Genomic DNA, 26677 nt, shown 5'->3' with positions numbered 1-26677 from the left:
AAGATGAGCCAAATAGGAAGACGAAGCTTTCTGAAACTTGCTGCTCTTGGCGCAACTAGCGTTAGCGCATTTGGCAATAACGAAACATTGCGAGATGCTAGTGCCGATGAAGTTAAAAATCCGTTTCCAAATTCGGTCAAAAAAAGAACCATTTGTTCTATTTGCTCGGCTGGTTGCGGTATTGTAGCAGAAGTTGATGAAAGCACAAATACTTGGATAAGACAAGATATGGCGATTGACCACCCTATTTCACAAGGTAGTCACTGCTGTAAAGGTATCGATCAAATCGATCTTACAAAATCAAAAATGCGTCTAAAATACCCACTTAAAAAGGTTAATGGCAAGTGGGAAAGAATAAGCTGGGAAACTGCCGTCAATGAAATTTCAGAAAAAATGCTGAAAATTCGTGAAGAAGACGGTCCTGATAGTGTTGAATTTTTAGGTTCGGCTAAATTTTCAAACCAACAATCATTTTATTTTAGAAAATTTGCGGCTTTTTGGGGCACGAATAATATCGACCATGTAGCTAGAATTTGACATAGCGCAACAGTCGCCGGTGTGGCGAATACTTGGGGTTATGGTGCTATGACAAATCACTTTGGCGATATGGCAGCAAATTCTAAAATGATTCTTTATATAGGTGCAAATTCAGCCGTTGCAAACCCTGTGGGTGGCATGAAACACGGACTTCAAGCCAGAGATAGAAACGGCGCAAAAATCGTAGTTGTAGATCCAAACTACACTAGAACTGCGGCAAAAGCTGATTTATATATTAGAATTCGGCCGGGAACGGATATTGCATTTGTCTATGGTATGCTACATTTGATTTTCAAAAACGGCTGGGAAGATAAAAAAGTCATCGAAACTCAAAGCTACGCAATCGAAGACATTAGAGCAGAAGCCGAAAAATGGACACCGGAAGTAACTGCCGATGTAACTGGCTGTGATAAAGATTTGCTAATCCAATTTACGCAAATGTTTGCTACGACTAAACCTGCTACTTTGATTTGGGCGCTTGGTATCACTCAACACTCAGTCGGTAGCTCAAATACAAGAATTCTTTCAATCCTACAACTAGTTTTAGGAAATATGGGCAAACCGGGCGGCGGAACAAACATTATCCGCGGACATGACAATGTTCAAGGCTCAACAGATATGGGTAACCTAGCCGATACCTTGCCTATGTATTATGGTTTGGCTGATGGCGCTTGGAAACACTACTGCAAGGGCTGGGGCGTTGAATTTGACGAATTTGTAAAACGATTTGCAACTTCTGTTAAAGAACCAAGAGAAAAACTCGGCGAAGCAGTAAAAGGAACGAATTTCAAAGAGTATTTCTACCACGATGCAAATAATCCAGAAGATAGAAATTGGCGAAACGAAAAGGGCTTTTCACTAGCTAAATGGTGGCAAGGTGTGCTAAAAGAAGAAAAAACCTACACAAGCGGAAATTTACGCGTTCTTTGGGTTCAAGGAACAGGAATCACATCTATGGCTCATCAAACCAAAATCAAAGAAGCCGTAGATAAACTTGATATGCTTGTTGTGGTTGAGCCTTTCTTAAACGAAGTTGCCATTTTAAGCGACAGAAAAGACGGAATTTATGTGCTTCCAGCTTGCACTCAGTTTGAAAGCGAAGGCTATGTAACAGCTACAAACCGCTCGGCTCAATGGCGAACACAAGTCATAAAACCACTTTTTGAAAGCAAAGAAGATCAAGAGATTATGTTTATGTTTGCTAAAAAATTTGGTTTTTACGATGAGTATGTCAAGGGTATGAAAATGGGAATCGTCGATGGCGAGTTAAAACAAGTCAAAGATGATTTTGTATGGCCTGATGATGCGACAGATGAGATCGCTAGATGCGGACATAGTATCGGAAATCAAGGTAGAACAGCAGAGCGACTTCGCCGTCATCAAGCCAACTGGCATAACTTTGACCCTGATACGCTTATGGGAATCGGCGGAGATGTCAAGGGCGAATACTACGGACTTCCATGGCCGTGCTGGGATACAAAACACCCTGGAACGCCGATTATGTATGATTTGACTAAACCTTATGAAAAAGGTGGTATGGGATTTAGAAATCGCTTTGGATTAGAGCACAACGGCGTTTCACAACTTGCCGATGAAAGCATAACTTTGCCGAATTCAAAGGTCAAAGGCGGTCACGCTCAAATCACAAAAGATAATATCGAGCAAATTCTAGGTATTACTTTAAGCGAAGAAGAAAAGGCAAAAATCGGCTCATCTTGGAGCGATGATTACAGCGGTATTATCAACCAAAAATGTAGAGAATTTGGAATTTGTCCGTGTGGAAACGCAAGAGCAAGGGCGAAAGTATGGGAATTTGCAGATCCGATTCCGCTTCACAGAGAGCCTATCCACTCTCCGCGTTGGGATTTAGTGCAAAAATATCCGTCATTTGACGATCAAGCACGAAATTTCCGTGTTGCTACAAAATTCAAAAGCGAACAACAAGAGAAAGATTGGAGCAAAGAATTCCCGACTATCATGAGTTCGCTTCGGGTTGTAAATTTAAGTGGTGCAGGTATGTTAGAGCGAACTAGCAAATATCTTGCAGCTATCACGCCTGAAATGTTTGCTCATGTAAATCCAAGCTTAGCAGCAGATCACGGCATAAAAGACGGCGAAATGATGTGGATACACGCCCCGCAAGGCACAAAAATCAAAGTAAAATGTATTTACTCGCATTCGGTTACGCCTGATCGTATCGTGCTACCTTATAACTTTGCAGGAATTTTCCAAGGCGTTGATTTAAGCGATCGCTATCCGGAAGGCACCAAGCCTTATACTATCGGCGAAAGCTCAAATATCATCACAAACTACGGCTTTGACATTAACACTCAAATTTCTGAGTTTAACGCTGGTCTTTGTAGATTGGAAAAGGCATAAGGGGTAAGATATGGCTAGAATGAAATTTTTTGTAGATAATGATAGATGTATAGCATGTTACGGCTGCCAAGTAGCATGTTCAAATGCACATGAAGTCCCTGTTGGCGTAAATCGCCGAAAAGTCGTCATCATAAACGAAGGTGTTGAAGGGAAAGAATTTGCTAGCACGCTTGCATGCCAACACTGCACGGACGCGCCTTGTTCGCAAGTTTGTCCGGTAGATTGCTTTTATATCCGTGACGACGGAATTGTATTGCACGATAAAAACAAATGTATCGGCTGCGGCTACTGTCTATATGCTTGTCCGTTTGGTGCGCCACAATTCCCACGAAATGGTGCTTTTGGTATAAAAGGCGCTATGGATAAATGCACAATGTGCGCAGGCGGTCCGGAAGAGACAAATTCTCACACCGAACGGGAGCTTTACGGACAAAATCGTATCGCAGAAGGTAAAGTGCCTATGTGTGCTGCTATTTGCTGCACAAATGCACTACTTGTCGGCGATGCAACGGAAGTTTCAAACATTTATCGCAAAAGAGTAATGTTAAGAACTCCACAAAAAATATAAAAACACTCGGTAAAAAGGGCAAATTCGCCCTTTTTACTAAATTTTTAATCCAAATTCATAAATTCAATATCTTTTTGCCTAAAATATGCAACTTTTGAGTATCCAAAAAATTTTGCTTTTTCTAGCAATTTTTCGTAGTTTTGCGTAACCTGCTCCACGCTGTGAGCGTCACTAGAAAGCGTGATATTTATGCCTAAATTTGCGATTTCTTCAAGTAAAATATCGCTTGGATAAATTTCGCCCACGGGTTTTCTAAGACCTGCTGAGTTTAACTCAACCACGATACCGCTTTCTTTTATCGCTTTTAAGGCATTTTTAGCCAACACTCGCACATCTTTTTTCGGTAAAAATTTAAAAACCTTTATCAAATCAAAATGCCCTAAAATTTGAAATTTTCCGCTTTTACAAAGCAAGGCGATTTTTTCAAAATATTCAGCGTAAGTATCATCTACTGCTCTATTTTTCCACTCGCCGATAAATTCAGGGTTATCAAAACCCCAGCCATCTAAAAAATGCACCGAACCGATAAAATAATCAACTTTTCGCTTAAAAATTTCATCGCTCATAAAATTTTCTAAAAAATCGACTTCATAGCCTAGCAAAATTTCCATTTTGCCCTTAAATTCGGCTTTTACTTCATTTATCATATCTTCATAAAAATCCATTTGCGAAAAATCCATACGATATTTTTCATCAAAATTCATAGGATTATGATCTGAAAATCCGTAAATTTTAATGCCGTTTTCATAAGCCTTTTTTGCGTATTGCATTGCCGTGCCTGTGGCGTGGTTACAAAGATATGTGTGATTGTGCAAATCAACCATTTTAATCCTTTAAAACTCTTTTTTAGGATAATTTTAGTAAAATCACGCTTAAAAATTTTAAATTTATGGAAATGTTTTTTGAGAAAACCAGAACTTTTAAGCCCGGCAGGAAACCTAACAAAACTAAAAATCGCTGTTAATTACGGAGCAGACGCAGTTTATGCCAGTCTTGGCTCATTTTCGCTTCGCCAAAGAAGTGCGAAAGAATTTGACAAAGATAGCTTCGCCGAAGGTGTCGCTTATGCCCATAAATTCGGCAAAAAGCTCTATGCGACCATAAACGGCTTTTTAACTAACGCTCAACTAGAACCCACCGAACGCCACATTAAATTTTTAAAAGAAGTCGGTGTCGATGGCTTTATCATCGCAACTCCAAGCGTAATGAGCCTAGCCAAAAAAATCGCCCCAGAAATCCCAATCCACATTTCAACCCAAGCAAATGTGCTAAATTATATGGACGCTGAAATTTATCAAAACTTAGGCGCAACTCGCATAGTCGCAGCCCGTGAAATGACCCTAAAAGACGCCATTTTGATAAAAGAGCATTTGCCAAATTTAGAAATCGAAATTTTTGTGCATGGCTCAATGTGTTTTGCTTATAGCGGTAGGTGCTTGATTTCGGCGGTGCAAAGTGGGCGTTTTAGCAATCGCGGAAGCTGTGCGAACGACTGCCGTTTTAAATATGAACTTTATGCTAAAAATGAAGAAAACGGCGCACTTTTTCGCCTTGAAGAAAAGGAAAACGACGGCACTTATATAATGAATTCAAAAGATTTGAATTTAAGCTCTCATATCGAAAAAATCATCGCCACAGGGGCGATTGATAGTTTTAAAATCGAAGGTCGCACAAAAAGCGAATATTACGCAGCGTGTGCAACGCGAACTTATCGCATGGCGATTGATGATGCCATAAGTGGCAAATTTAGGGCTGAAATTTATGAAAGCGAACTAAATACGCTAAAAAGTCGCGGTTTTACCGACGGATATTTGATTCACAAGCCTTACGAGCGAGATAACACGCAGAATTTAGATACTAGCATAAGTGACGGAACGCACCAAGTAAGCGCTATTTCAAATGATGGCGAATTTATAAGCGTAAAAGATAAAATCGCTCCAAATGACGAATTTGAGATTTTTGCTCCGTTAAATTCGAAAATTGAAATTTGCGATAATGAAATCGGACAAATTTATGAAAATAACGGCAAATTTTGCCTTAAATTTAAAAAATTATTATCAAAAACAAATAAAGAATTTAGTGAAATTCACAGCGGAAATTTAAACGAAATCAAACTCCCTGCGAATTTGCCTGAATTTAGCTTTTTGCGAAAGGAAATAAAATGAAATTTGTATCAATCATAATGGGCTCAAAAAGCGATTTTGAAGTCGTAAATGAAACGGCAAAAATCCTAAAAGAAAACGGCGTTGCGTATGAAATGATAATAAGTTCAGCCCACAGAAGCCCAAAACGCACAAGCGAATATGTCGCAAATGCCGAAAAAAAGGGAGCGCAAGTTTTCATTTGTGCAGCAGGTATGGCAGCTCACCTTGCAGGTGCTGTGGCTGCAAATACGACTAAACCCGTCATCGGAATCCCTATGAGCGGCGGCGTAAGCGGCGGCGTTGATGCGTTGTATTCGACTGTGCAAATGCCAAGCGGTATGCCTGTTGCGACCCTTGCTATCGGCAAGGCAGGAGCAAAAAACGCGGCATTTTTGGCAATGCAAATTTTGGCTCTCTCAGATGAAAAAATCGCAAAAAAACTGCTTGACATACGAGAAGAAGCGATAATTTCACTTGAAAAAGATTCAAAAGAAATCGAAGTTTTGCTCTGAAAATTTGCAAATCCAAAAAACGCTACCATGCGTTATTTGGTTATTCCTTTTGACTTCGTAAATCTTGCAATAACAAGAAATAAAGGGTTAAATGTGGAAAACTTTGAAAATTGGAATAAAAAGAAATTTGATAAAAATTTAAATGCTAAAAGAAACTACGATTTAGAACCGATTGTTTTATTAAACCACGATGTGAGTATCGAATTTATCAGAGCTACTAGCATAATTGTATTTATTGTGATAAACCTTATTGTCCCTATTGATAATTGGCACTCAAAACTATATGCCATAATATTTTGGTTGCCATTTTTGCAATCCAGCCTTACACGCTATAAAACCCATAAAAACAGCAAATTCATATTTTCAAAAGATTTTATAAGGCAGACAAATGACGGAAATATCAATATAAAAATCAATTTATATCAAATTTTGGAAATCAAAAAAATAAAACAAATATTTAATGAAGATGCAAGAAGAACATTTTACGGACAAAAACAAGGAAATTTATTAAGTGGAACTTTTGGAAAAATATTTGCTATCGTAGGAATTTCTTTGATTATTTTCATATATGTTTTTGGATTGTTAGTTGTAAGAAAAGACCCTTTTGGCTTATTGATAATCTTTTCAATACTAATTTTTATAATTATATATTTTCTACTTCCACAATTTATTTACCATATTAAAAGTGGTGGCTTGAAAAACTGGCTAAATGATACGCTTGAAATTCAAACACAAGATGAAGTCATTTTTGTCGTAATTGCAAACAATAACGAATACAACGAACTTAAAGAGTATTTTTTAAGTAGATTAAATATAAATATAGACAAAATTTAAAATGAAAAATTTAATAAAATTAACCAAATTTGCAAAAAAACAAGTAGCGAATTTACTATTGGCGATTGCTTCGAATTTGCCTTACGGCAAATTCTCGCAATGACAATGGAATTTTAAATTTTCGCATTTAATAACCTGCAAACCTTGCCAAATTTAAAAATTTATGGTTAAATTCAAGGTTTTAATAAAATTTGTAAAAAAGGGAAAATAATGACATTTTCAGAGATTATTTTGGCACTTCAAAACTACTGGCACGAGCAAGGCTGTTTGCTAGTGCAACCTTACGATATGCCAGCAGGGGCTGGAACTTATCATCAAGCGACATTTTTACGAAGCTTGGGCGATAAGCCTTGGAGCGTGGCGTATGTAGCCCCTAGTCGTCGCCCTACTGACGGCAGATACGGCGAAAACCCAAATCGCTTAGGTTCGTATTATCAATTTCAAGTGATTTTAAAACCAAGCCCAAAAAATATCCAAGAGCTTTATCTAAAAAGCCTTGAAGTTTTGGGCTTAGATCTTAAAAAACACGATATTCGCTTTGTTGAAGACAACTGGGAAAGCCCTACGCTTGGTGCTTGGGGGCTTGGCTGGGAAGTTTGGCTTGATGGTATGGAAGTAACACAATTTACATATTTTCAGCAAGTAGGTGGAATTCCGTGCGAGTTAATCAGCGGCGAGATTACTTACGGGCTTGAACGATTGGCAATGTATCTGCAAAGCAAAGATGATGTTTATGACATTATTTGGGACGAAAAAGATGGGCAAGTTACCACTTACGGCGATGTTCATAAACAAAGCGAGTATGAATTTTCAAAATATAATTTTGAAATCGCCGATACAAAAATGCTTTTTAATCAATTTCAAAACGCCTTTGACGAGTGCAAAAATATCCTTGAAAAGGGACGAAGCGAATTTGAAAGCGGCAAAAGCAAAACGCTTTTAGCGCTTCCTGCTTATGATTATTGTATGCTTGCGGCTCATACTTTTAATGTCCTTGACGCGCGTGGTGCAATCAGCGTAACGCAAAGGCAAGATTATATCTTAAAAATCCGCGAGTTAGCTAAAAGTTGTGCGTTAGCCTATAAAGAGAGCTTATGAAAATATCTGAAATTTACGCCATTTTAGACGAAATCGCACCATTTTGCGACCAAGAAAGTTGGGATAACTCTGGGCTTATTTTGGGAGATTTTAAGAGCGAATTTGAACGAATTTATCTTAGCCTTGATTTAGATAGTGCCTTGGTGGAAAAGGCAAGACCAAATTCGCTTTTTATCACGCACCACCCGCTCATTTTTAAAGGTTTAAAATCGCTAAATCCGAGTTTGTATCCTGCGAATTTAATCTATAAAATGGTGCAAAAAAATATATCTTTGATTTCGCTTCATACAAATTACGACAAGCATATTTTAAATAAATTTGTAGCCGAAAATGTCCTAAAATACGAGATTACGGATATTAAAGATTTTATTGTTTTTATGAAAATCAATATGAAATTTGATGATTTGGCAAAGGATATTAAAGAAAAACTGCAAATTTCAAATTTAAGAGCCGTAAAAACCAAAGAAAATATCAAAACTATCGCACTTTGCACGGGAAGCGGTAGCGAATTTGCTTCAAATTTAGGCGTGGATTGTTTTTTAACAGGCGATGTCAAATACCACACGGCGTTAGAAAATTTTGAAAATAATGTCAGTTTGATAGACATTAACCACTTTGAGAGCGAACGCTATTTTGGGGCTTCATTGCAACCTTTCTTGCAAAAAAATCAAATTGAAGTTATAATAACAAATTCAATAAATCCATTTAAGTATTATTAGAAAAAGGAAAAAAATGAATAAATATCTTACACAACTTGTTGAGCTTAGCGAATATGACAAGCAACTTGATAGCTTTAAACCAAAAATCGCTAGTGTAGAGAAAAGTCTAAATTCAAAAAAAGATGAAATTTCAAGCGTATCGGCTGAAATCGCAAATTTAACTGGTGAAATCGCCGAACTTAAATCTCAAATTTCGCAAACAAACGCTCATATCAGCAACTTTTCATCAAAAATCAAAAGTTCAAGCAAAAAAAGCAGTGCCGCAAAAACCGAAAAAGAGATAAAAGCTCTAAGCGTCGAAGAAGAAATCGCAAAAGAGAGCCTAGAAGCCGCAAACGATGAAATCGAAAGACTTGAAAAAATCGTTGCAAACAAAGAGCAAACTCAAAAAGAGTTACAAGAAAAAGAAAAAGCACTAAATGGAGAATTTAACGAGCTTGAAGCAAGTCTAAAAACTCAAATCGAAGAAATCGAAAAAGAACGCTCTGAAATTTACGCAAAAAGAGACAAACTAGTCGTCGGCATGAACCAAAAAATGCTTTCATTTTACGAAAAAATTCGCAAGTGGGCAGGAAATACGGCAGTAATCCCTGTGAAAAAACAAGCATGTTATGGCTGTTTTATGAAACTAAACGACAAAACATATTCATCGGTTATTAGAAGCGATGACATCGTAACATGCCCGTATTGCGGTAGAATTTTATACAAAGAAGCTGAGTGATTTACAATCTTTTAGCTTGGACGGCTTGGATTTTATCCTTGCCGTTTATTTTTATTTTAAGCTTTAAATCAAAATACACAAAAAGCCTACCTGCTAGGTTTTTTTTATTTAAAAATCCCAAATTTGCACCTTGCGACATACATTTTCACGCTTGTAGCCTTGGCGAAGTAAATGCGATTTCAAATTTGGTGAGTAAATTTGAAAGTGTCGCCATCACCACGACGACGGCGACAGGTTTTGCGGCGGCAAAAAAAATCACGCCAAATTCGCGTTTTTTGCCGTTTGAAAATTTACTTCCTTTTTGGCTAGAAAAGTCAAAAATTTGCGTTATTTTTGAAGCAGAGCTTTGGCTAAATTTGGTTCGTTACGCAAAGAAAAACGGCTCTTTTGTCGTTTTATTAAATGCACGAATTTCTGATAATTCTTATAAAAATTATCTAAGATTTAAATTTTATTACAAAATGATTTTTTCAAATATTGATTTGGTTTTAGCTCAAAGCCAAACAGACGCCACTCGTTTAGCCGAGCTTGGAGCTAAAAATATCCAAATTTGCGGAAATATAAAAAGTGCAAATTTGGCCAAACCAAACAAAAATTATGCAAAATTTGATAAAAAACTAATCACAATCGCTAGCACACACGATGGCGAAGAAGAGCTGATTTTGGCAAATTTAATGCCTGAAAAAAATTGCAAATATATCCTTGCTCCACGCCACCCTGAACGATTTAGCAAAGTGGCTGAAATTTGTCAAATTTACGCAAAAAAACATAATCTAAGTTTTGAAAAATTTAGTCAAAATTTAGGCTTAAAAAGCGATTTTATCGTCCTTGATACACTAGGCGAACTTATAAATTTTTACGCTATTTCAGATATTGTGATTTTAGGCGGTAGTTTTGTGCCTAAAATCGGCGGACACAATCCGATAGAAATAGCACAATTTGGCATTCCTATCATAAGCGGTGAATATTTTCACAATCAAAAAGCACTTTATAATTTGGTTGAAAATTTGCAAATTTGCAAAGCCGGCGAAATAAATTCGCATTTTAAAAACCCAAAACCGACAAAAATCACGCAAATTTGTGATTTAGAAAAAATCATAAATTTATTAAAGGAAAAAATCTAATGCAAGAAAAAGCTTATAAACTTTTGGCGATTCAAGAAAATATCTCAAACAACGAAGCAAAGGCGCTCATAGACGACGGACTTGTAAGTGCAAAGGGCGTTAAAATCAAAGTTGCAAGAGAGCTTATGAGCGAAAATACAAAATTCGTCGTGCAAAAAATAGCAAAGCCTGTGAAAATTTACGAAGATGAAAATTTAATCGCCGTAAATAAGCCAAACTTCGTAACCAGCGAGAGTTTAGAGAAAATTTTTAACGCAAATTTGTTAAACCGACTTGACAAAGAGACAAGCGGTGTGATTTTGCTTTACAAAAATGACGAATTTAGGGAAATTGCGATAAAAGAGTTTAAAAATATGAAAGTCAAAAAGACCTATTTGGCGATTGTTAATGGAATTGTAAGCGAAGAGATTGTAATCGATAGTCCGATTTTAACGCTAAAAACTAAAACAGGAGCGATTTCGAAAATCTCAAAAGACGGCAAAACGGCGATTACGGAAGTTTTTCCGCTTATGGTAAGCGGTAAAAAGTCGCTTGTAAAAATAAATATCCAAACAGGCAGAACTCATCAAATTCGCGTTCATTTAGCAAGCATTAATCACGCCGTCGTCGGTGATGAAAAATATGGAAAAAATCGCAACAAAAGAATGTTTTTACATGCTTATGAAACCGAAATTTTGGGGCTTAAATTTAAAGCAAATTTGGATAAAAGTTTTAACGAATTTGGCTTTGAAGTGCCAAAAAATATTTAATTCAATGAGTTTTAAGATACTTTTTGCTAATATAAGCGTTTTGTTAGAATTTAATTTAGAAAGGCTTAAAAGTGTTTGAAGTTATAAGCGAATCGTTTAAAAGTGCCGTTAATAAACTTAGAATCATAGATGATGAAAAAGCGCTTAAAAATGCGCTTGATACCCTAAAAAAAGCACTTTTAAAAGCTGATGTTCATCACAAAGTAACAAAAGAATTTTTAAATTTAGTCGAACTTGAACTAAAAGCCACAGGAATCGGACAAAAACAATTTTTAGACGCTATAAAATCAAATTTAACCACGATTTTAACGGCTCCCGGAAATCAAGGCTTTGTATTTGCCGATAAAAACCCGACCGTTGTGCTAATGGCAGGTTTGCAAGGTAGCGGTAAATCAACCACAACAGTAAAACTAGCAAACTATCTAAAACTTCGCAAAAAAAAGGTTTTAATCGCAGCTTGCGACTTGCAACGCCTAGCAGCCGTCGAGCAACTAAAACAGCTTTGTGCGGCAAACGAGCTTGAACTTTTTAGCATTGACGGCGAAAGCGATCCGATAAAAGTGGCAAAAGAAGCCTTAAATAAAGCAAATTCTGGTTTATACGATGTTTTACTAGTCGATACTGCCGGACGACTTGCCATAGATGAAGCGTTGATGAATCAAATTAGCGAGATTAAAAAAGCTATTAACCCGCATGAAATTTTCTATGTAGCCGATGCGATGAGTGGTCAAGACGGTGTGAAATCAGCAGGAGCTTTTAACGAAGTTTTGGGCATTACAGGCGTGATTTTATCTAAATTTGACGCCGATACAAAAGGCGGTGTTGCATTTGGTATCGCAAAACAGCTAAATATACCGCTTCGCTTCATAGGAACAGGCGAAAAAGTGGCTGATTTAGAAGGTTTTATCCCTGATCGCGTGGTTAGTCGCATTATGGGCGAAGGCGATTTGGCGACTTTGGTTGAAAAAACAGCAGCCGTATTTGATGAAAAAGAAGCAAAAATTTTGAATAAAAAGATCAAAAAAGGTCAATTTAACTTTAACGATTTTATAAATCAGCTTGAAAGCGTTAAAAAACTCGGAAATATGAAGAATTTAATCGGTATGATTCCGGGACTTTCAGGCATGGCAAATAAAATAAATGACATTGATTTGGATAACTCAAAAGAGATTATTCACATTAAGGCGATGATAAATTCTATGACGCCAAAAGAGCGAGAAAACCCTGATTTGTTAAACAATTCACGCAAACGCCGACTAGCTCAGGGTGCAGGGCTTTCGCAAGTAGAAGTAAATCATTTCTTAAAGCAATTTAGCAACGCTGCTAAATTAGCTAAGAAATTTTCAGCCAAAGGCGGTATGCAAGGCTTAGCCTCAATCGTGCCAAAAGGCTACCCTAACTAAGTTTAGGGCTTTAAAATGTCTGTATCGGCGGACATTTTAAAACTTTAAATTTAAACATTTTTAAGGAGAAAAAAATGACAGTTGTTAGACTAACAAGAATCGGTCGCAAAAAAAGACCTTTTTATCGTATAGTTGTTACAGATAGCAGAAAAAGAAGAGACGGCGGTTTCATCGAAACTATCGGCTTTTACAATCCTATGAGCGAAGGCGTTGATGTTAAATTTGATGCCCAAAGACTAGCTTACTGGAAAAGCGTAGGTGCTAAACTTAGCCAAAGAGTTGCTCAAATCACAAGTAAATAATTATGGTTGAAAATTTTTTAAAACAATACGCAATAATGATTGCGGATTATCCAAATTCTGTTCGCACAGAAAAAAATGTGAGTGAAGAATTTACAGAAATTATTATCTATGCCGATAAAGCCGACACAGGCAAACTCATAGGCAAAGACGGCAAAATGATAAACGCCATAAAAACGGTTATTTTAGGCTACAAAGCCAAAGATCCTACTCAATACAAAATCACGGTCAAAGCAGCAGATGCCTGATGAGCTTTTAGAAGTCGCTAAAATCGGCAAAACTATCGGTCTAAAAGGAGCTTTAAAGCTCCACGATAAAAGCGACTTCCCTAAGCAGTTTAAAAAAGGTGCTAAATTTTTTCTTAGCACAGGCGAAATTTTAGAAATTCTATCTTTTTCTAGTGCAAATTCTAGCGTTATCTTTGTCGGCTTTGATAGTATCGAAAAGTCGCAAATGCTCGTAAATCAAACACTTTATCAAAGTAAAGAAGCTACAAAAAAATCGTGCAAACTAAACAAAGATGAGTTTTTTTATTTTGATATTATGGGGCTTGAAATTTGCGAAAATTCTCAAATTTTAGGTGTTGTTAGCGATATAATAGAAACCGGCGCAAACTATCTTTTTGAAGTAACCACTTCGCAAAATTTGACCCAAAATGGTTTGCCAAAAACTTTTTTTGTCCCTTATATCGATAATTTTGTCGAAAAAATTTGCCTTGATGAAGGCAAAATTTATACCAAAAACGCAAAAGCGATTTTAGAAAATTCATGAATTTTATCTTTATCACACTTTTTGAAAATCTTGTAAAGCCCTACTTTGGGGATTCTATTTTAAAAAGGGCGTGTGAAAAAAATTTGATTTCAACACATTTTTTTAACCCACGCGAATTTACCGCAAACAGATATAAAAAAGTCGATGAGTATATGATCGGCGGCGGTGCAGGGTTATTAATGCAGTGCGAACCTTTGGCGAATACGATTGAAAAAGTAAAAACCAAATTTGAAAATGTAAAATTCATATATCTTACGCCTGTGGGTAAAAAATTTACTCAAAATGACGCAAAACGGCTAAGCAAGGAGCAAAATTTATGCTTTATTTGTGGGCGTTATGAAGGCATCGATGAACGCATTATCGAAAAATATGTAAATGAAGTTTTTTGCATAGGCGATTTTGTGCTAACGGGCGGCGAGTTACCCGCACTTTGTATGTGCGATAGTATCGCAAGAAACATAAAAGGCGTTTTGGGAAATGAAAGTTCGCTTGAAATCGAAAGTTTTGAAAACGAACTTTTAGAAGCTCCGTCGTTTGCAAAACCCGATAATTTTGAAAATTTACATATAATTTCAGAGTTTTTAAAGGGAAATCACGCTAAAATACAAGCTTTGAAATTTAGTATGGCGAACTCAAAAACAAGGTTCTTTCGCCCCGATATGTTCCGCAAAATCAAGTATCGCCAAAAAGGAAAACTATGAGAAACAAATACATCGAAGCATTTGAAAACGCTCAAATCGCTAGTAAGTCTGTGCCTGAATTTCGTGCAGGAGATACGCTAAAAGTCGCACTTCGCATCAAAGAAGGAGACAAAAGCAGAGTTCAAAATTTTGAAGGCGTTTGTATAGCTAGACGCGGAAGTGGCGTAGGCGAAACATTTATTATCCGCAAAATCGGCGCAAACAATGTCGGCGTTGAGAGAATTTTTCCTATTTTTAGCGAAAGTATCGAAGGTATCGAAGTGCTAAGAAGAGGTCGCGTTAGACGCTCAAAACTATTCTATCTACGCGAAAGACGCGGTAAAGCTGCTAAAATCAAAGAACTTAGAAAATAATTACGAACTTAATCTCATAACCCTTGTGAATTTTCAAATTCGCAAGGGGTTTTTATATAGCCTAAATCAAAGGAAGCAATATGATAAAAAGATTGCTCTGCTTTTTTCTACTTTTTAACTTTTATAATTTTGCCAATGCTAAAAAAGATTTTTTTGATTACAAAAATGAATGCAATGTAAAAAATAATGCCGATAGCTGTTTTGAACTTGGATTACTATATGAAAAAGGGAAGGGAAATCATTATGTTAGACAAAATTATAATAAAGCAAAAGAAGCATATCGGAAAGGATGCGAGTTAGGAAATGCAAAATCATGCACAAATCTTGGCTGGATATACGAACAAGGAAAAGAGACAACAATAAACTATGACAAAGCAAAAATATTTTATAAACTAGGTTGCATTGGTAAAAATTATTTAGGCTGCCAAAATCTTGCTTATTTATATAAAAAAGATGAAGATTATGAAATGGCAAAAGAATTTTATAAAATGGCATGTGATAATGAAATATATCAAGGCTGCACCGATCTTGGTTTTATTTATGACAATGTGGAAAAAAATTATAATAAAGCCAAAGAACTATACGAATTAGGGTGCGAGCATAAAGATTATATGGGTTGCAACAATATGGGATATTTATATGAATATGGATACAGTGTTGAAAAAGACTATAAAAAAGCAAAAGAATTTTATGAACTAGCTTGTAATAATCTTATTGGACTTGGTTGTGCTAATTTGGGATATTTGTATGAAAAAGGTTATGGCGTAGAACAATCATTTAATGAAGCATTAAAATTATACAAAAAGGGTTGCAAATTTAATAGCGAAAAAGGTTGCAACAAAAAAGATATGTTATTAACCAATATGCTAGAAACTGGCGACTACTCAATTACAAAATTAGAAAACGAATGTCAAAAGAATAATATTGTAAGTTGTTTAAAAATAGGAAATTTATATTTACTTGGAAAAGATGTCAAACAAGATTATCAAAAAGCAAATAAATTTTATGAAAAAGCTTGTAATTTATTAGATACCACAGCATGTGATATTTTAGGAAATTTATATGAAAAAGGCTTGGGTGTAGAACAAAATTACGAAAAAGCAAAAGAACTATACTATAAAAGTTGTATTTTAGATGATGACAATGGTTGCAAAAACTATGAAAGACTGGAAAATTATAATCAACTATAAATTTAAAGTTGTAAATTTATATTAAAAGAATTTGCCGAATTTGTTACTAAATTCGGCAAATTTAAGATTATAAAACAGCATATTGAACCATCAAACACGCTTCTAACGCACCAAGCTTATCTAGTATCTCTTTTGTTATATCTTGATCAACCAAGATAACAGCCAATGCGTTGCCGTCTTCGCCACGACCTAAACGGAAATCAGCGATATTGATTTTCGCATCAGCCAAAATTCGGCTAATGTTAGCGATAACGCCTGGAACATCGGTATTTTTGAAAACTATCATTTTGCCTTTTGGCTTGAAGTCAGTTTTAAAGCCGTTTATGTTGATAATGCGACCTTCGCTCTCATCAAAAACCGTTCCGTCGATAGTCGCGACATCTTTGTCGGTTACGATTTTAACTCGAACTTTGTTTTTAATACTTGTGCTGTGAATTTCGTTAGCTTCGCAAACTATACCCTTTTCGTCGGCGATAAATTTTGCATTTACATAATTTATCAAATCCCCTGCACTATCACGCAAGGCACCTACAATCGCAAAAATTAGCATAGAATTTAGATATTCTACGATTTTACCGCTACCTTCAAGTTTGATTGATTTTATCGCGCCTTTGTTGATTTGCGCAGCAAAATACGCCATTTTTGAAATCAAATTTATATAAGGCTCAATCTCTTGTGGCAAATTTTCTGTGCGAATCGGTAAATTTAGCGCATTTGGATAGCAAATTCCGCGAGCTGCATTTATGGCTGCTTCGGCGGCCTCAACTGCGATATTGCTTTGAGATTCAAGCGTATTAGCCCCTAAATGCGCCGTCGCGGTTACATTTTCGAAATCCAAAAACGGGTGGTTATTTGCCGGTTCTTTATCAAATACATCGATACCAAGATATGCGATTTTGCCGTTTTTAAGGTTATTTATAAGTGCATTTTCGTTATAAAGTCCGCCACGAGCGACATTTATCAAACGAACGCCATCCTTCATTTTAGCTATTTCAGGCTCATCAATCATATTTATAGTTTCTTTGTTTTTTGGCGTATGAATCGTAATAAAATCGCAAGATAAAATATCTTCGAAATTCGTTGTATATTTCACGCCGACATTTGTCGCTTTTGACGGGTCGATATAAGGGTCATACGCGATGACATTCATACCAAAGCCAAGCGCTCTAACGCCAACGCGAGAGCCGATATTTCCAAAACCAATAATACCAAGCGTTTTTTTATAAAGCTCTATGCCATACCATTTTTCGCGTTTCCAAATTCGGTTGATTTTTAAATCATTACAAGCATTTACATATTTTCGTGCCGAATTTATCAGATGACACATAGTCATCTCAACAGCGGCAATGGTATTTGCCGTAGGGACATTCATCAAAATAATTCCCCGTTTTGAACAAGCGTCAATGTCGCAGTTATCGACACCAACCCCAGCTCTAACGACGGCTTTTAGATTTTTTCCTGCTTCAAGAAATTTTTCATCAACAGGCGTCGGGCTTCTTGTGATAGCGACATCGGCATCGCCAAGCATACCTAAAAGCTCGTCTTTTTCCACGCTTGAAGCGTCAATCACTTTAATATCTTTTTCTTTACCTAAAATTTCAAAACCAATATTATGAATTGCATCGCATACTATAATAGTTTTCATAAAGTATCCTTTAAAGGGAGAAAAGCCCGAATTTACGGGCTTTAAATTTAATTTGCAAGTTGATCTTTGATAAGATCGCCAAGCGTCATTTTATCGTCGCTTTCGCTGTTAAATTTATCTAAATCTTCACGCTCTTTTTGTTTTGCAAGGCGTTTAATGCTTAGGCGAATTCTATTTTTCTTTTCATCGATAAATGCAATCGCAGCTTCGATTTCATCGCCTACTTTCAAATTCGCAGGATCAATCGCGCCTAAATCTTCTTTGCGGATTAGTGCATCGACATTATCGCCAAGTTCGACAAACACACCAAAATCTTTAATATCGCGAATTTTACCTTTTACGATACTACCTTGTGCGTGAGATTTCGCATACTCATTTACAGGGCTGTCGGCTAAATCTTTGCGATTTAGAGAGATTTTTTGGGTTTCGTTATCGATTTTGATGATTTTTACTTCTACTTCATCGCCGACTTTGAATAAATTTTTGCATTTTTCATTTCTATCCCAAGAAGCATCTTCATTATGCAAAAGACCTTCAACGCTTCCGATTTTAATAAACGCACCAAAATTTGTGATAGTCGTAACTACGCCTTTGACGACATCGCCTACTTTGTAAGCTTCGTTAAATTCGTCAAATGGTTTAGCTAATAAATTTTTAAGGCTTACTCTTAATCTTCTTTCTGCTGCGTTGATTTCAACGACTTCGACATCGATTTCATCGCCTTCTGAAATGAAATCTTTTGGATTTTTGATATTTTTGTCCCAAGAAATTTCGCTGATATGCAAAAAGCCTTCAATATCATTTCCCAAATCAACAAACGCACCATAAGGCTCTATGTTGCTAACTGTTACTTGGATAGTATCGCCTACTTCTAAGCTATCTTTGATTTCGTCCCATGGATCAGGCATTGCGCCTTTGATTGAAAGTGATAAATGTCTTTTGTCGTTGTCATATTTGATGACTTTTACAGGAACCTTGTCGCCTTCTTTGTAAAGCGAATTTGGATTAACAGGGCCTTTGTAGCTAATTTCGCTGTAATGAACTAGCCCATCTACGCCACCGACATCAACAAACATACCATAAGTTGTGATTTTTTTAACGACACCTTCGATGACGCCGTCATTTTCAACGATTTTTGAAATCGCTTCTTTTTTGACTTTTCTGTCTTCATCTAAAAGTTTTTTGCGAGAAACAACCACGCTTTGCTCGTCTTTGTCGATTTTGATAACTTTTACTTTATATGATTTGCCGATTACTGAATTTGAGTGTTTAAATACACTTTGCGAACGAGGCATAAAAAATTCAACGCTGTCGGAATTTACGCATACATAACCGCCTTTGTTAAAAGAAACGATTTTAACATCATAGATATTTTCCGCATTTTCGTCAAAATTTGCGATAAATTCTTTGACTTTTTCTTTTTTAAGTGCTTTTTTGTATGACACTAGCGGACGACCGTTTCTGCTACCTGTAATAGCAACTTTTATAGAATCGCCTTCTTTGAAAAGCAAATTGCCGTTTTCGTCAGTGATTTCAGAAATCTCTAAAACGCCTTCTGACTTTCTACCGACATCGACAAACACTTCGCTGTCTTTAATAGCGACGATTCTACCCTCACCAACTTCATCTCTTTCAGTCTTTTTGTAAGACTCTTCCAACATTGCCGCAAAATCTTCGTTTTCGAATTCTGCGTTTTCTTGAACTTTTTCGTTCACCTTAGGCATCGTATTCCTTTTAAAATAATTTGTGCTTTTAAAAAAAGCACGATTTATAATTATATTGCAAATTTACTTTATGTTTTATAAAAAGAAATGGCTAAATTTTATGATGATATTCTAAAATTTTATATTGAGTTGTTTTGTAAATTTAAACATTGGCGATTGCTTCAAATTTGCCTAACGGCAAATTCTCGCAATGACAATGGAAAGAAATTTGGATTTACAAAGTAATTCAATCTAAATTTGGTAACCAAATGCCGACGATTTTTCGAGCTGTGAAGCAAATTTCGACTGAGATAAGGCTAGTATGCCTATCGAAGGAGAAATTTGCGAACACTTGAAAAAGCTAGGCTGATTTCAAGTCAAAATTTAAAGATTAAAATTTTCTATTTTTGCGATGACTTTTTGAATAATCCAATCCGGTGTGCTAGCCCCTGCACTAATCCCACACAAATTTTTATTTTCAAACCACGAAATTTCTAGCTCATTTTCATTTTCTATTAGGTAGCTATCTTTGCAAAATTTTTGCGAAATCAAAAAAAGCTGCTTTGTGTTTGATGAATTTTTTCCGCCTATGATTATCATTATATCGGCTCTTTCGGCTAGTTCTTTGGCGGCTTCTTGGTTTTCAAGCGTAGCGTTACAAATCGTGTTAAAAACGCGAACTTCACGGACTTTTTTAACTAAAAAATCAACTATTTTCATAAAATTTTCTATTTTTTTGGTCGTTTGCGAAACAACGGCAACCTTGCTTTTAAATTTGATATTTTCAAGCCCACTCTCATCTAAAACCACAAATACCCTGCTTTGGTCTTTGCCGTAAGATTTCACACCTTTTACTTCGGGGTGGTTAGTATCTCCAAAAATGACTATATCATAGCCGTTTTCGCTCATCTCTTCTACGATTTGTTGTGGTTTGGTTACAAAGGGACATGTTGCGTCGATTAGCTCTTTATTTTGTGATTTTAAAATTTCCAAATCGTCCTTTGTGATGCCGTGTGTGCGTATGATTAACTTATTTTCATCGGTAATTTCAGAAATTCCACTAAGGGTTTTGACGCCAAATTTATCTTTTAGCCGTTTTATCTCTTCTGCGTTGTGGATTAGTTCGCCGATAGTTGCGGCAGTTCCTGCACTCTCAGCCATTTTTATGGCTCTTTTTACGCCAAAACAAAATCCACAACTACTAGCAAGCTCAATCTTCAACTTTTGCTCCGATTTGTCTTAAAATATCTTTGAAATTTGGAAATGAAGTAGCGATACACTCGTCATCTTCGATAATCATACCACTTTTTAAGCCCAAAATCGCAAAACTCATCGCAATTCGGTGATCGCCGTGTGGTGTGATGATGGCAGGTTGCAACCCGCAACCACCCGTGATTTCAAAGCCGTCTTCAAACTCCACTACTTCCACGCCACAAGTTTTTAGCCCCTTAACCATAACGCTGATTCTATCGCACTCTTTCACGCGAAGCTCTTTTGCGTTTCTTAGGCTACTTTTTCCGTTCGCACATGCAAATGCAATCGCTAAGGCAGGGGCTTCATCGATCAGCCACGGAATATTTTCGCTAACACTCACAGCTTTTAACGGAGCATAGCTAACTTCTATATCGCCGATTTCTTCGTAAATTTCGCTAGTTTTTTTAAATTTTATATCGGCTCCCATTTGGCGTAAAATTTCATAAGCGTAAGTGCGAGTTTTGTTTAAAAGCATATTTTTTAAAACAATTTTTGAATTTGGAATAATACACGCTGCCACGGCATAGAAAAACGCCGAACTTGGGTCATTTGGCACAAAAATTTCAAGCGGTTTGAGTGGTTTTTGCAAAGGTTTCACGCTTAGAGTTAGCCCGTCCCCGCTAATTTCAGCTCCCATGCCTTTTAGCATTCGCTCTGTATGATCTCTACTAAGCTCAGGCTCACTAAATTTGCAACCATTGCCGTTAAGGCCTGCTAAAATAAGGGCAGTTTTAACCTGCGCTGATGAAATTTTGCTCTCATATTCAAAATATTCTAGCTTTCCGCCTTGTATGGCTAATGGAGCCTTATCGCCGCCGTTTCGTCCGTAAATTTTAGCTCCGACTTTTGCCAAAGGATCGCCTACTCGCTTCATCGGTCTTTCGTTTAGATATTTATCGCCGCTTAGCACAAAAAAGCCGTCCAAACTAGCTAAAAGTCCCATAAAAAGGCGCATAGCGGTGCCTGAATTTCCACATTCGAGTATGCAGTTTGGCTCTTTTGGTTTTTCAGGCGGCATGATACAAACGCAATCGTCCTTGATTTCAACCTTTGCACCCAAATTTTCAACGATTTTTAGAGTGCATTTTGTATCTTCGGCGAAAAGATAGTTTTTGATTTTCGTCGTTCCGCCTGAGAGTAGCGAAAAAATCGCCGCTCTGTGCGAAATCGATTTATCCGAAGCGATATTTGAAATCTCTGCCTTAAAAGCAGAGCTTTGAGCATAAATTTTCATCTTAAATTTAGTCCTAATTTTTCATTTAATGCTTTTAAAATTTTATCCATAATGGCAGCTATATCATCATCTTCAAGCGTTTTTTCCATATCTTGGAAATTGAATTTGATTGTCAAAGAAATGCTATCTTTTAAATTCTCATCTTTGTAAATATCAATCGGCAAGAATTCCTTTAAATTCGCAATTTCTAGCGAATTTATACATTTTTTAATCTCTTCAAAACGCATAGATTTTGGCACGACTAGGCTTAAATCTCTACTAATGCTTGGAAATTTTGAATATGCTTTTGCTTCGATTTTTTCAAATTTCAAAGCAGAAAAATCAATCTCGCAAACATAAGTTTTAGCCAAATCTCGCTTAGCTTCAAAAGCATTATCAACTCTGCCGATAAAGCCCACTTTAACGCCGTTTTGCACGATGTTAGCTTGTTCAAATTCGCTTAGGAAAGGCACAAGCGTTTGCGGAACTTCGCAACTAAATTTGCCGATGATATTTTGGATCAAATTTGCAAAATATATAAAATCAACACTCGCAGGTTTTGCCGAATTTAAAAGCGATTGCTCGTTTTTTAGACCACTGGCGATAAATGAAATTTTTTGGCTTTGAACGCCATTAGCGTCAAAAACGCTTCCAAGCTCAAAAAGCTTAATCGCTCTTTTTGAATTTTTCGTATTTCGCTCGGCACTGCTTAATAAATGATTTATAAGTGTCGGTCTTAGCGTATTTAGCTCGTTATTTATCGGATTTAAAATTTCGATTTTACAAGGTGCATAGCCAAATTCGCTTAGTTTTTCTTTATCGTCAAAAACATAATGAACGCACTCAAAAAAGCCGTTATCGGCTGCTCTTTGGCGTAAATTTTTTGCATTTTTATAATCAAAAAATGTTTGATTTAATCGGTTGCTCTCAACAAATTCAAGCGGTTTTGCCTGAATATTATCAATGCCGATTATTCGCACAATCTCTTCACAAATATCTTGCGAATTGGCGATGTCATGCCTAAATTCAGGCACTTTTACGCTGATTAAATCGCCTTGCGAATTTATCTCAAACCCAAGCCTTTTTAGAATTTTTACAATGTCGCTTGGCGAAATTTCCATTCCGGCTTTTTTATTGATTTCATTATTTGTAAAGCTAACTATATTTGCTTCGCTTTGCGGGGCGATTTTTTGCGTTCCTGCATACAAATTTATGCTTTCGTTTTTTGCCAAATTTGCAAAAATCAAATCAAGTCCTAGCTCTAAATTTGGCTCACTACCCCTGACCGAGCGATAAAGTTGCTCGTCGCCTTTTAGGCTTTTATCTTCGCCTGTTGCTGTTGCGATGATTTCAGGGCGTGTGTAGTTTGCTTCGAGCAAGACGGTTTTTGTGTTTTCATCAGCCTTGAATTCGGCATTTTGCGAAATTCCTGCTAAGGAAATTTGCTTATCACAGCAATAAATTCCGCAATTTCCATATTTTTCTTGATTGATTTTAAGTGCGATTTTATCGCATTTTTCGCAAATTTTATTATAATCATAAGCCCTTATTAAAACCCCCGTTGTATGCACGGCATAATTTATCAAATTTGCGATAAAATTTGCACCTAATAAATCCGCAAAACCCAAACGAAGCGAACGCAACAAATCAAACGAAACTTTTTCTTTTATCTCAAACGCACGATACGCAAATTTGGCATTTATTTTATCGTCGCTGTGAAGCGAAAGCAACCTTCCGATGCCTAAAAGCCCGTCTTGTTCTTCGTAAATTTTTCTATCTTTTAACGGCAAATCAAGCGCAGCGCTTAAATCTCTTGCAACGCCCCTAATGCTTAGACAATCGCTTCTATTTGGCGTAAGATCGACTTCGATAACATCATCGCTAAAAGCTTTAAATTCGCAAAGTTCTTTGCCAAGAGTTAGTTCGCCCATACTGCTATCAAGCACCATTATGCCGTCATTTAGCTTTGGCAAATTTAGCTCAGTTGCCGAGCAAATCATACCATAGCTTTCTACGCCACGAAGTTTGGCAGGTTTTATTTCTAGTCCGTTTGGAAGTACGGCTCCGACTAGACTCACAGCCACAAACTGCCCTGCTGCGACATTTTTTGCACCACATACGATTTGCAAAACTTCGCTTCCAATATCAACTTCGCAAACGCTTAGATGATCGGAGTTTTCATGAGCTTTTCTGCTTTTTACAAAGCCAACCACGACCTTTTTTGGGATTTCAATCTTGCGATAACTATCAACTTCTAGGCCTATCGAATTTAGCGTTTTTAAAAGCTCATCGGTGCTAATGCCTGAAATATCAATCCACTCTTGTAACCACTCTCTTGTAACTATCATTTAAATTGCTCCAATAATCTAATATCGCCTTCAAATAATGAACGCAAGTCAGGTATGCGGTGAAGTAGCATTGCAAAACGCTCCACGCCAAGCCCAAAAGCGTATCCGCTGACATTTTTCCAGCCCACAGCTTTAAAAACATTTGGATCAACCACGCCGCTTCCTAGCACTTCAAGCCAACCTGTTTGTTTGCAAACCCTACAACCTGCACCTTTACAGAAAATACAACTAATATCAACTTCGGTGCTAGGCTCCGTAAATGGGAAAAAGCTAGGTCGAAATCGAACCTTGACATCGCCAAACATATAAACTAAAAATTTTTGCAAAATATCTTTTAAATTTGCAAAGCTTACTTTGTCGCCTTCTTCTACCACAAGACCTTCAACCTGATGAAACATAGGCGTGTGTGTTAAGTCTAAATCTCGTCTAAAAACAGCACCCGGTGCTATCATGCGAATCGGCGGTTTGCCAAATTTCTCCATTGTGCGAATTTGAACGCCGCTTGTATGGGTGCGAAGCAAATTTGAATTATTTAGATAAAATGTATCTTGCATATCGCGCGCTGGGTGGTATTTTGGTAAATTTAACGCTTCGAAATTATGAAAATCATCTTCGATAAGCGGCCCTGTTTCGACGCTAAAATTTTGTGAGATAAAATATTCGATAATCTTATCCATAGTCGCCATTACAGGGTGCAATGCGCCGTTTGCAGCGTTTTCGTTAAACATAGTAACATCGATGGCTTCTGCTTTCATCGCTTCTTTTTGCGCTTTTGTTTCTAAAATCGCCTTTTTTTCGCTGATTAACTCGCCAAAAAAATCTCTTTGTTTGTTTGCGTTTTGTGCAAATTCTCTTTTTTGTTCGTTTGGAACATTTTTGAGATTATTAAAAAGCTCGGTTATGAGCCCTTTTTTGCCAAAAAGTTCAAGTCTGATTTTTTCAATCTCATCAAGGCTTTCGGCATTTTTGATTTTCGCTTCATACTCTTGCAAAGTCTAATCCTTAGTAAAAATTTTCGCTAGATTGTATAAAAAAAATGATAAAAACAAGGTAAAATTTAAAAAATTTGCCTAGAATTTAGCAAATTTTAGTATAATTTTCACGCACAAAATATCTTAAAATTTAGGAGCAAAAAATGACAATTTTCGAAAAAATAGTCGCAGGTGAAATTCCATGCAACAAAGTCCTTGAAACCGATAAATTCCTAGCTTTTCACGATATAAATCCAAAAGCGCCAATCCACATTTTAGCAATCCCAAAAAAATGTTATGAAAGCTTTCAGGTAATGGACGCCGAGCTTATGGGCGAGATGACAAAATTTATCCAAGAAGTCGCCAAAACAATGGGGCTAGATAAAACTGGATATAGACTTATCTCAAACTGTGGCGAAAACGGCGGACAGGAAGTTCCGCATTTACATTTTCACATTTTAGGCGGCACAAAACTCGCATGGGGGCATTTTAGAGACCCAAATACAAAAGATAATTTTTAAATAAATTTTAGCTAACCTTATCGCAAGAATTCGCTGAGTGGCGAATTCTTTTCATTTTAAATTTATTTTATAATTACAAAATATTGCAATATTAAGCTAGAAATCTATTTTATATTTATTGGTAATTTTAAGTAAAAATATGTTTTAATTTGCTTTTAAAGAAAAAGGCTATCAATGGAAAATAAAGAGACGAAATTGCTAAATTTGCATAAAAAAATCAAAAAATACAACTGCTATTTTTTGATTTTTACACTGCTAGTTTCGTTGCAAATTTTTATCTTACCAAACGATATTGTGGAAAAATTTCCTATTTTAAATGAGTTTATAAATTTTATGAAATCTCATTTTGAAATCGTAAATTATTCATACGAAAATTTGCCGACTTTTGTTACATTTTATCTATGCGAAACGAGCCTACTCGGTCTAATTTATGGCGTTTGTTGCTTCATTTATGCTATTTATTTTCTGGGTTTTCATTATGATTTTTGGATAAAATGCAAAAGAGTAGATGACCCCAGCATATTTTTACACGAAAACAAATCCGCCCCAGACCAACTTGTCACTTTGATTTTACGACCACACGAATTTTCGGGTTTGCTCATTAAAAATAGATTTCTTTTTTTGGTTTCGTTATCTTTTTTCCTGCTTATGTGCTATAATCTTATAGAAATAAAAAACAAAAAAGGTTATTTCAATAGCTCAGAAATTCCAAAATTAGAAAATTTGGATTTTTTTATCTTTGGAATTTTTTATGGTTTTGGATTTATTTGGCTTTTTATTACTATTTTAGGTGCTATTTTTGGAATTATCACTTCTTTTGTTGTGTATTTTAAGAAATTGGATTAAAGTTATCATAAGGTCTAGCTATACAAAATTTTGTAATACCAAAATATAGAATAAATTACAAAATAGCTATAAAA

At 36.3% G+C, this 26677-nt stretch carries 26 protein-coding genes; 19 read left to right on the top strand and 7 right to left on the bottom strand.

The window, feature by feature from the left end:
• Positions 1 to 3 precede the first annotated feature (3 nt).
• Both PF026_RS01990 and fdh3B read left to right on the top strand, forming a co-directional pair.
• The gene (locus PF026_RS01990) at positions 4 to 2916 is read left to right on the top strand and encodes a formate dehydrogenase subunit alpha (RefSeq protein ID WP_270863351.1); all 2913 of its coding nucleotides are present in this window, start codon (positions 4 to 6) and stop codon (positions 2914 to 2916) included.
• Between the two features lie 10 nt (positions 2917 to 2926).
• A complete protein-coding gene (gene fdh3B / locus PF026_RS01985) occupies positions 2927 to 3484 on the top strand; it encodes a formate dehydrogenase FDH3 subunit beta (RefSeq protein ID WP_270863350.1) in 558 nt (185 codons plus the stop codon).
• Between the two features lie 44 nt (positions 3485 to 3528).
• Here fdh3B and PF026_RS01980 read toward each other — a convergent pair whose 3' ends face one another.
• Positions 3529 to 4308, bottom strand: coding sequence for a histidinol-phosphatase (locus PF026_RS01980; protein WP_270863349.1), 780 nt, complete (start codon positions 4306 to 4308; stop codon positions 3529 to 3531).
• 78 nt (positions 4309 to 4386) lie between these two features.
• Between PF026_RS01980 and PF026_RS01975 the strand changes: the two genes are divergently transcribed.
• The 15 genes from PF026_RS01975 to PF026_RS01905 all read left to right on the top strand — a co-directional run bounded on the left by PF026_RS01975 (position 4387) and on the right by PF026_RS01905 (position 16102).
• Positions 4387 to 5649, top strand: a complete 1263-nt coding sequence (locus tag PF026_RS01975; RefSeq protein WP_270863348.1) for a peptidase U32 family protein — start codon at positions 4387 to 4389, stop codon at positions 5647 to 5649.
• Complete coding sequence (gene purE / locus PF026_RS01970; RefSeq protein ID WP_270863347.1) at positions 5646 to 6140, top strand: 5-(carboxyamino)imidazole ribonucleotide mutase; 495 nt, start codon at positions 5646 to 5648, stop codon at positions 6138 to 6140. The genes PF026_RS01975 and purE overlap by 4 nt, the downstream gene beginning before the upstream one ends.
• Positions 6141 to 6233: 93 nt before the next feature.
• Positions 6234 to 6974, top strand: a complete 741-nt coding sequence (locus PF026_RS01965; protein WP_270863346.1) for a hypothetical protein — start codon at positions 6234 to 6236, stop codon at positions 6972 to 6974.
• A gap of 210 nt (positions 6975 to 7184) precedes the next feature.
• The gene (gene glyQ / locus PF026_RS01960; protein WP_270863345.1) at positions 7185 to 8072 is read left to right on the top strand and encodes a glycine--tRNA ligase subunit alpha; all 888 of its coding nucleotides are present in this window, start codon (positions 7185 to 7187) and stop codon (positions 8070 to 8072) included.
• On the top strand, positions 8069 to 8791 hold the full coding sequence (locus PF026_RS01955; protein ID WP_270863344.1) for a Nif3-like dinuclear metal center hexameric protein: 723 nt from the start codon (positions 8069 to 8071) through the stop codon (positions 8789 to 8791). The genes glyQ and PF026_RS01955 overlap by 4 nt, the downstream gene beginning before the upstream one ends.
• Before the next feature lie 13 nt (positions 8792 to 8804).
• Entirely contained in the window at positions 8805 to 9512 is a 708-nt protein-coding gene (locus tag PF026_RS01950) for a zinc ribbon domain-containing protein (protein ID WP_270863343.1), read from the top strand.
• Complete coding sequence (waaA, locus tag PF026_RS01945) at positions 9509 to 10636, top strand: lipid IV(A) 3-deoxy-D-manno-octulosonic acid transferase (protein ID WP_270870356.1); 1128 nt, start codon at positions 9509 to 9511, stop codon at positions 10634 to 10636. Before PF026_RS01950 ends, waaA begins: the two co-directional genes overlap by 4 nt.
• Complete coding sequence (locus PF026_RS01940; protein WP_270870357.1) at positions 10636 to 11385, top strand: pseudouridine synthase family protein; 750 nt, start codon at positions 10636 to 10638, stop codon at positions 11383 to 11385. The genes waaA and PF026_RS01940 overlap by 1 nt, the downstream gene beginning before the upstream one ends.
• A gap of 71 nt (positions 11386 to 11456) precedes the next feature.
• Positions 11457 to 12788: a signal recognition particle protein gene (gene ffh / locus PF026_RS01935; RefSeq protein WP_270870358.1), complete on the top strand. Its 1332-nt coding sequence runs from the start codon at positions 11457 to 11459 to the stop codon at positions 12786 to 12788.
• A gap of 74 nt (positions 12789 to 12862) precedes the next feature.
• A complete protein-coding gene (rpsP, locus tag PF026_RS01930; protein WP_270860403.1) occupies positions 12863 to 13090 on the top strand; it encodes a 30S ribosomal protein S16 in 228 nt (75 codons plus the stop codon).
• Positions 13091 to 13092: 2 nt separating this feature from the next.
• Positions 13093 to 13335, top strand: a complete 243-nt coding sequence (locus PF026_RS01925; protein WP_270860404.1) for a KH domain-containing protein — start codon at positions 13093 to 13095, stop codon at positions 13333 to 13335.
• Entirely contained in the window at positions 13328 to 13858 is a 531-nt protein-coding gene (gene rimM / locus PF026_RS01920; protein ID WP_270870359.1) for a ribosome maturation factor RimM, read from the top strand. Before PF026_RS01925 ends, rimM begins: the two co-directional genes overlap by 8 nt.
• A complete protein-coding gene (trmD, locus tag PF026_RS01915) occupies positions 13855 to 14559 on the top strand; it encodes a tRNA (guanosine(37)-N1)-methyltransferase TrmD (protein WP_270870360.1) in 705 nt (234 codons plus the stop codon). Before rimM ends, trmD begins: the two co-directional genes overlap by 4 nt.
• A complete protein-coding gene (gene rplS / locus PF026_RS01910; protein ID WP_270863336.1) occupies positions 14556 to 14912 on the top strand; it encodes a 50S ribosomal protein L19 in 357 nt (118 codons plus the stop codon). The genes trmD and rplS overlap by 4 nt, the downstream gene beginning before the upstream one ends.
• 80 nt (positions 14913 to 14992) lie before the next feature.
• Positions 14993 to 16102: an SEL1-like repeat protein gene (locus tag PF026_RS01905; RefSeq protein WP_270863335.1), complete on the top strand. Its 1110-nt coding sequence runs from the start codon at positions 14993 to 14995 to the stop codon at positions 16100 to 16102.
• Between the two features lie 67 nt (positions 16103 to 16169).
• Here the strand turns inward: PF026_RS01905 and serA are convergent, their stop codons facing one another.
• From serA to pheS, 6 genes are all read right to left on the bottom strand, one after another.
• Complete coding sequence (gene serA / locus PF026_RS01900; protein ID WP_270863334.1) at positions 16170 to 17747, bottom strand: phosphoglycerate dehydrogenase; 1578 nt, start codon at positions 17745 to 17747, stop codon at positions 16170 to 16172.
• Between the two features lie 47 nt (positions 17748 to 17794).
• Positions 17795 to 19471 carry a 30S ribosomal protein S1 gene (locus PF026_RS01895; RefSeq protein WP_270863333.1) on the bottom strand — a complete coding sequence of 559 codons (1677 nt, stop codon included), beginning with the start codon at positions 19469 to 19471 and terminating at the stop codon, positions 17795 to 17797.
• Positions 19472 to 19834: 363 nt separating this feature from the next.
• Complete coding sequence (locus PF026_RS01890) at positions 19835 to 20671, bottom strand: 4-hydroxy-3-methylbut-2-enyl diphosphate reductase (protein WP_270863332.1); 837 nt, start codon at positions 20669 to 20671, stop codon at positions 19835 to 19837.
• A complete protein-coding gene (aroA, locus tag PF026_RS01885; RefSeq protein WP_270863331.1) occupies positions 20661 to 21938 on the bottom strand; it encodes a 3-phosphoshikimate 1-carboxyvinyltransferase in 1278 nt (425 codons plus the stop codon). The genes PF026_RS01890 and aroA overlap by 11 nt, the downstream gene beginning before the upstream one ends.
• On the bottom strand, positions 21935 to 24265 hold the full coding sequence (pheT, locus tag PF026_RS01880; RefSeq protein WP_270863330.1) for a phenylalanine--tRNA ligase subunit beta: 2331 nt from the start codon (positions 24263 to 24265) through the stop codon (positions 21935 to 21937). The genes aroA and pheT overlap by 4 nt, the downstream gene beginning before the upstream one ends.
• The gene (gene pheS / locus PF026_RS01875) at positions 24262 to 25257 is read right to left on the bottom strand and encodes a phenylalanine--tRNA ligase subunit alpha (RefSeq protein ID WP_270863329.1); all 996 of its coding nucleotides are present in this window, start codon (positions 25255 to 25257) and stop codon (positions 24262 to 24264) included. Before pheS ends, pheT begins: the two co-directional genes overlap by 4 nt.
• Before the next feature lie 143 nt (positions 25258 to 25400).
• On the opposite strand from pheS, the gene PF026_RS01870 reads away from it, so the two are divergent.
• Together PF026_RS01870 and PF026_RS01865 are read left to right on the top strand one after the other, a co-directional pair.
• Positions 25401 to 25757, top strand: coding sequence for a histidine triad nucleotide-binding protein (locus tag PF026_RS01870; RefSeq protein WP_270860414.1), 357 nt, complete (start codon positions 25401 to 25403; stop codon positions 25755 to 25757).
• Between the two features lie 174 nt (positions 25758 to 25931).
• Positions 25932 to 26603: a hypothetical protein gene (locus PF026_RS01865; RefSeq protein WP_270863328.1), complete on the top strand. Its 672-nt coding sequence runs from the start codon at positions 25932 to 25934 to the stop codon at positions 26601 to 26603.
• The last annotated feature ends 74 nt before the right edge of the window (positions 26604 to 26677 follow it).

Source organism: Campylobacter sp. CS_NA3 (genome assembly GCF_027797495.1).
Lineage (GTDB): Bacteria > Campylobacterota > Campylobacteria > Campylobacterales > Campylobacteraceae > Campylobacter_B.
This window is presented reverse-complemented; position numbering and strand designations above follow the sequence as displayed.

Bases quoted from the DNA above. Each gene is read 5' to 3' on its own strand.
- fdh3B (WP_270863350.1), top strand. From the start codon at position 2,927: ATGGCTAGAATGAAATTTTTTGTAGATAATGATAGATGTATAGCATGT.
- PF026_RS01980 (WP_270863349.1), bottom strand. From the start codon at position 4,308: ATGGTTGATTTGCACAATCACACATATCTTTGTAACCACGCCACAGGC.
- purE (WP_270863347.1), top strand. From the start codon at position 5,646: ATGAAATTTGTATCAATCATAATGGGCTCAAAAAGCGATTTTGAAGTC.
- glyQ (WP_270863345.1), top strand. From the start codon at position 7,185: ATGACATTTTCAGAGATTATTTTGGCACTTCAAAACTACTGGCACGAG.
- PF026_RS01955 (WP_270863344.1), top strand. From the start codon at position 8,069: ATGAAAATATCTGAAATTTACGCCATTTTAGACGAAATCGCACCATTT.
- PF026_RS01950 (WP_270863343.1), top strand. From the start codon at position 8,805: ATGAATAAATATCTTACACAACTTGTTGAGCTTAGCGAATATGACAAG.
- PF026_RS01940 (WP_270870357.1), top strand. From the start codon at position 10,636: ATGCAAGAAAAAGCTTATAAACTTTTGGCGATTCAAGAAAATATCTCA.
- rpsP (WP_270860403.1), top strand. From the start codon at position 12,863: ATGACAGTTGTTAGACTAACAAGAATCGGTCGCAAAAAAAGACCTTTT.
- PF026_RS01925 (WP_270860404.1), top strand. From the start codon at position 13,093: ATGGTTGAAAATTTTTTAAAACAATACGCAATAATGATTGCGGATTAT.
- rimM (WP_270870359.1), top strand. From the start codon at position 13,328: ATGCCTGATGAGCTTTTAGAAGTCGCTAAAATCGGCAAAACTATCGGT.
- trmD (WP_270870360.1), top strand. From the start codon at position 13,855: ATGAATTTTATCTTTATCACACTTTTTGAAAATCTTGTAAAGCCCTAC.
- rplS (WP_270863336.1), top strand. From the start codon at position 14,556: ATGAGAAACAAATACATCGAAGCATTTGAAAACGCTCAAATCGCTAGT.
- PF026_RS01905 (WP_270863335.1), top strand. From the start codon at position 14,993: ATGATAAAAAGATTGCTCTGCTTTTTTCTACTTTTTAACTTTTATAAT.
- serA (WP_270863334.1), bottom strand. From the start codon at position 17,747: ATGAAAACTATTATAGTATGCGATGCAATTCATAATATTGGTTTTGAA.
- PF026_RS01895 (WP_270863333.1), bottom strand. From the start codon at position 19,471: ATGCCTAAGGTGAACGAAAAAGTTCAAGAAAACGCAGAATTCGAAAAC.
- aroA (WP_270863331.1), bottom strand. From the start codon at position 21,938: ATGAAAATTTATGCTCAAAGCTCTGCTTTTAAGGCAGAGATTTCAAAT.
- pheT (WP_270863330.1), bottom strand. From the start codon at position 24,265: ATGATAGTTACAAGAGAGTGGTTACAAGAGTGGATTGATATTTCAGGC.
- PF026_RS01870 (WP_270860414.1), top strand. From the start codon at position 25,401: ATGACAATTTTCGAAAAAATAGTCGCAGGTGAAATTCCATGCAACAAA.
- PF026_RS01865 (WP_270863328.1), top strand. From the start codon at position 25,932: ATGGAAAATAAAGAGACGAAATTGCTAAATTTGCATAAAAAAATCAAA.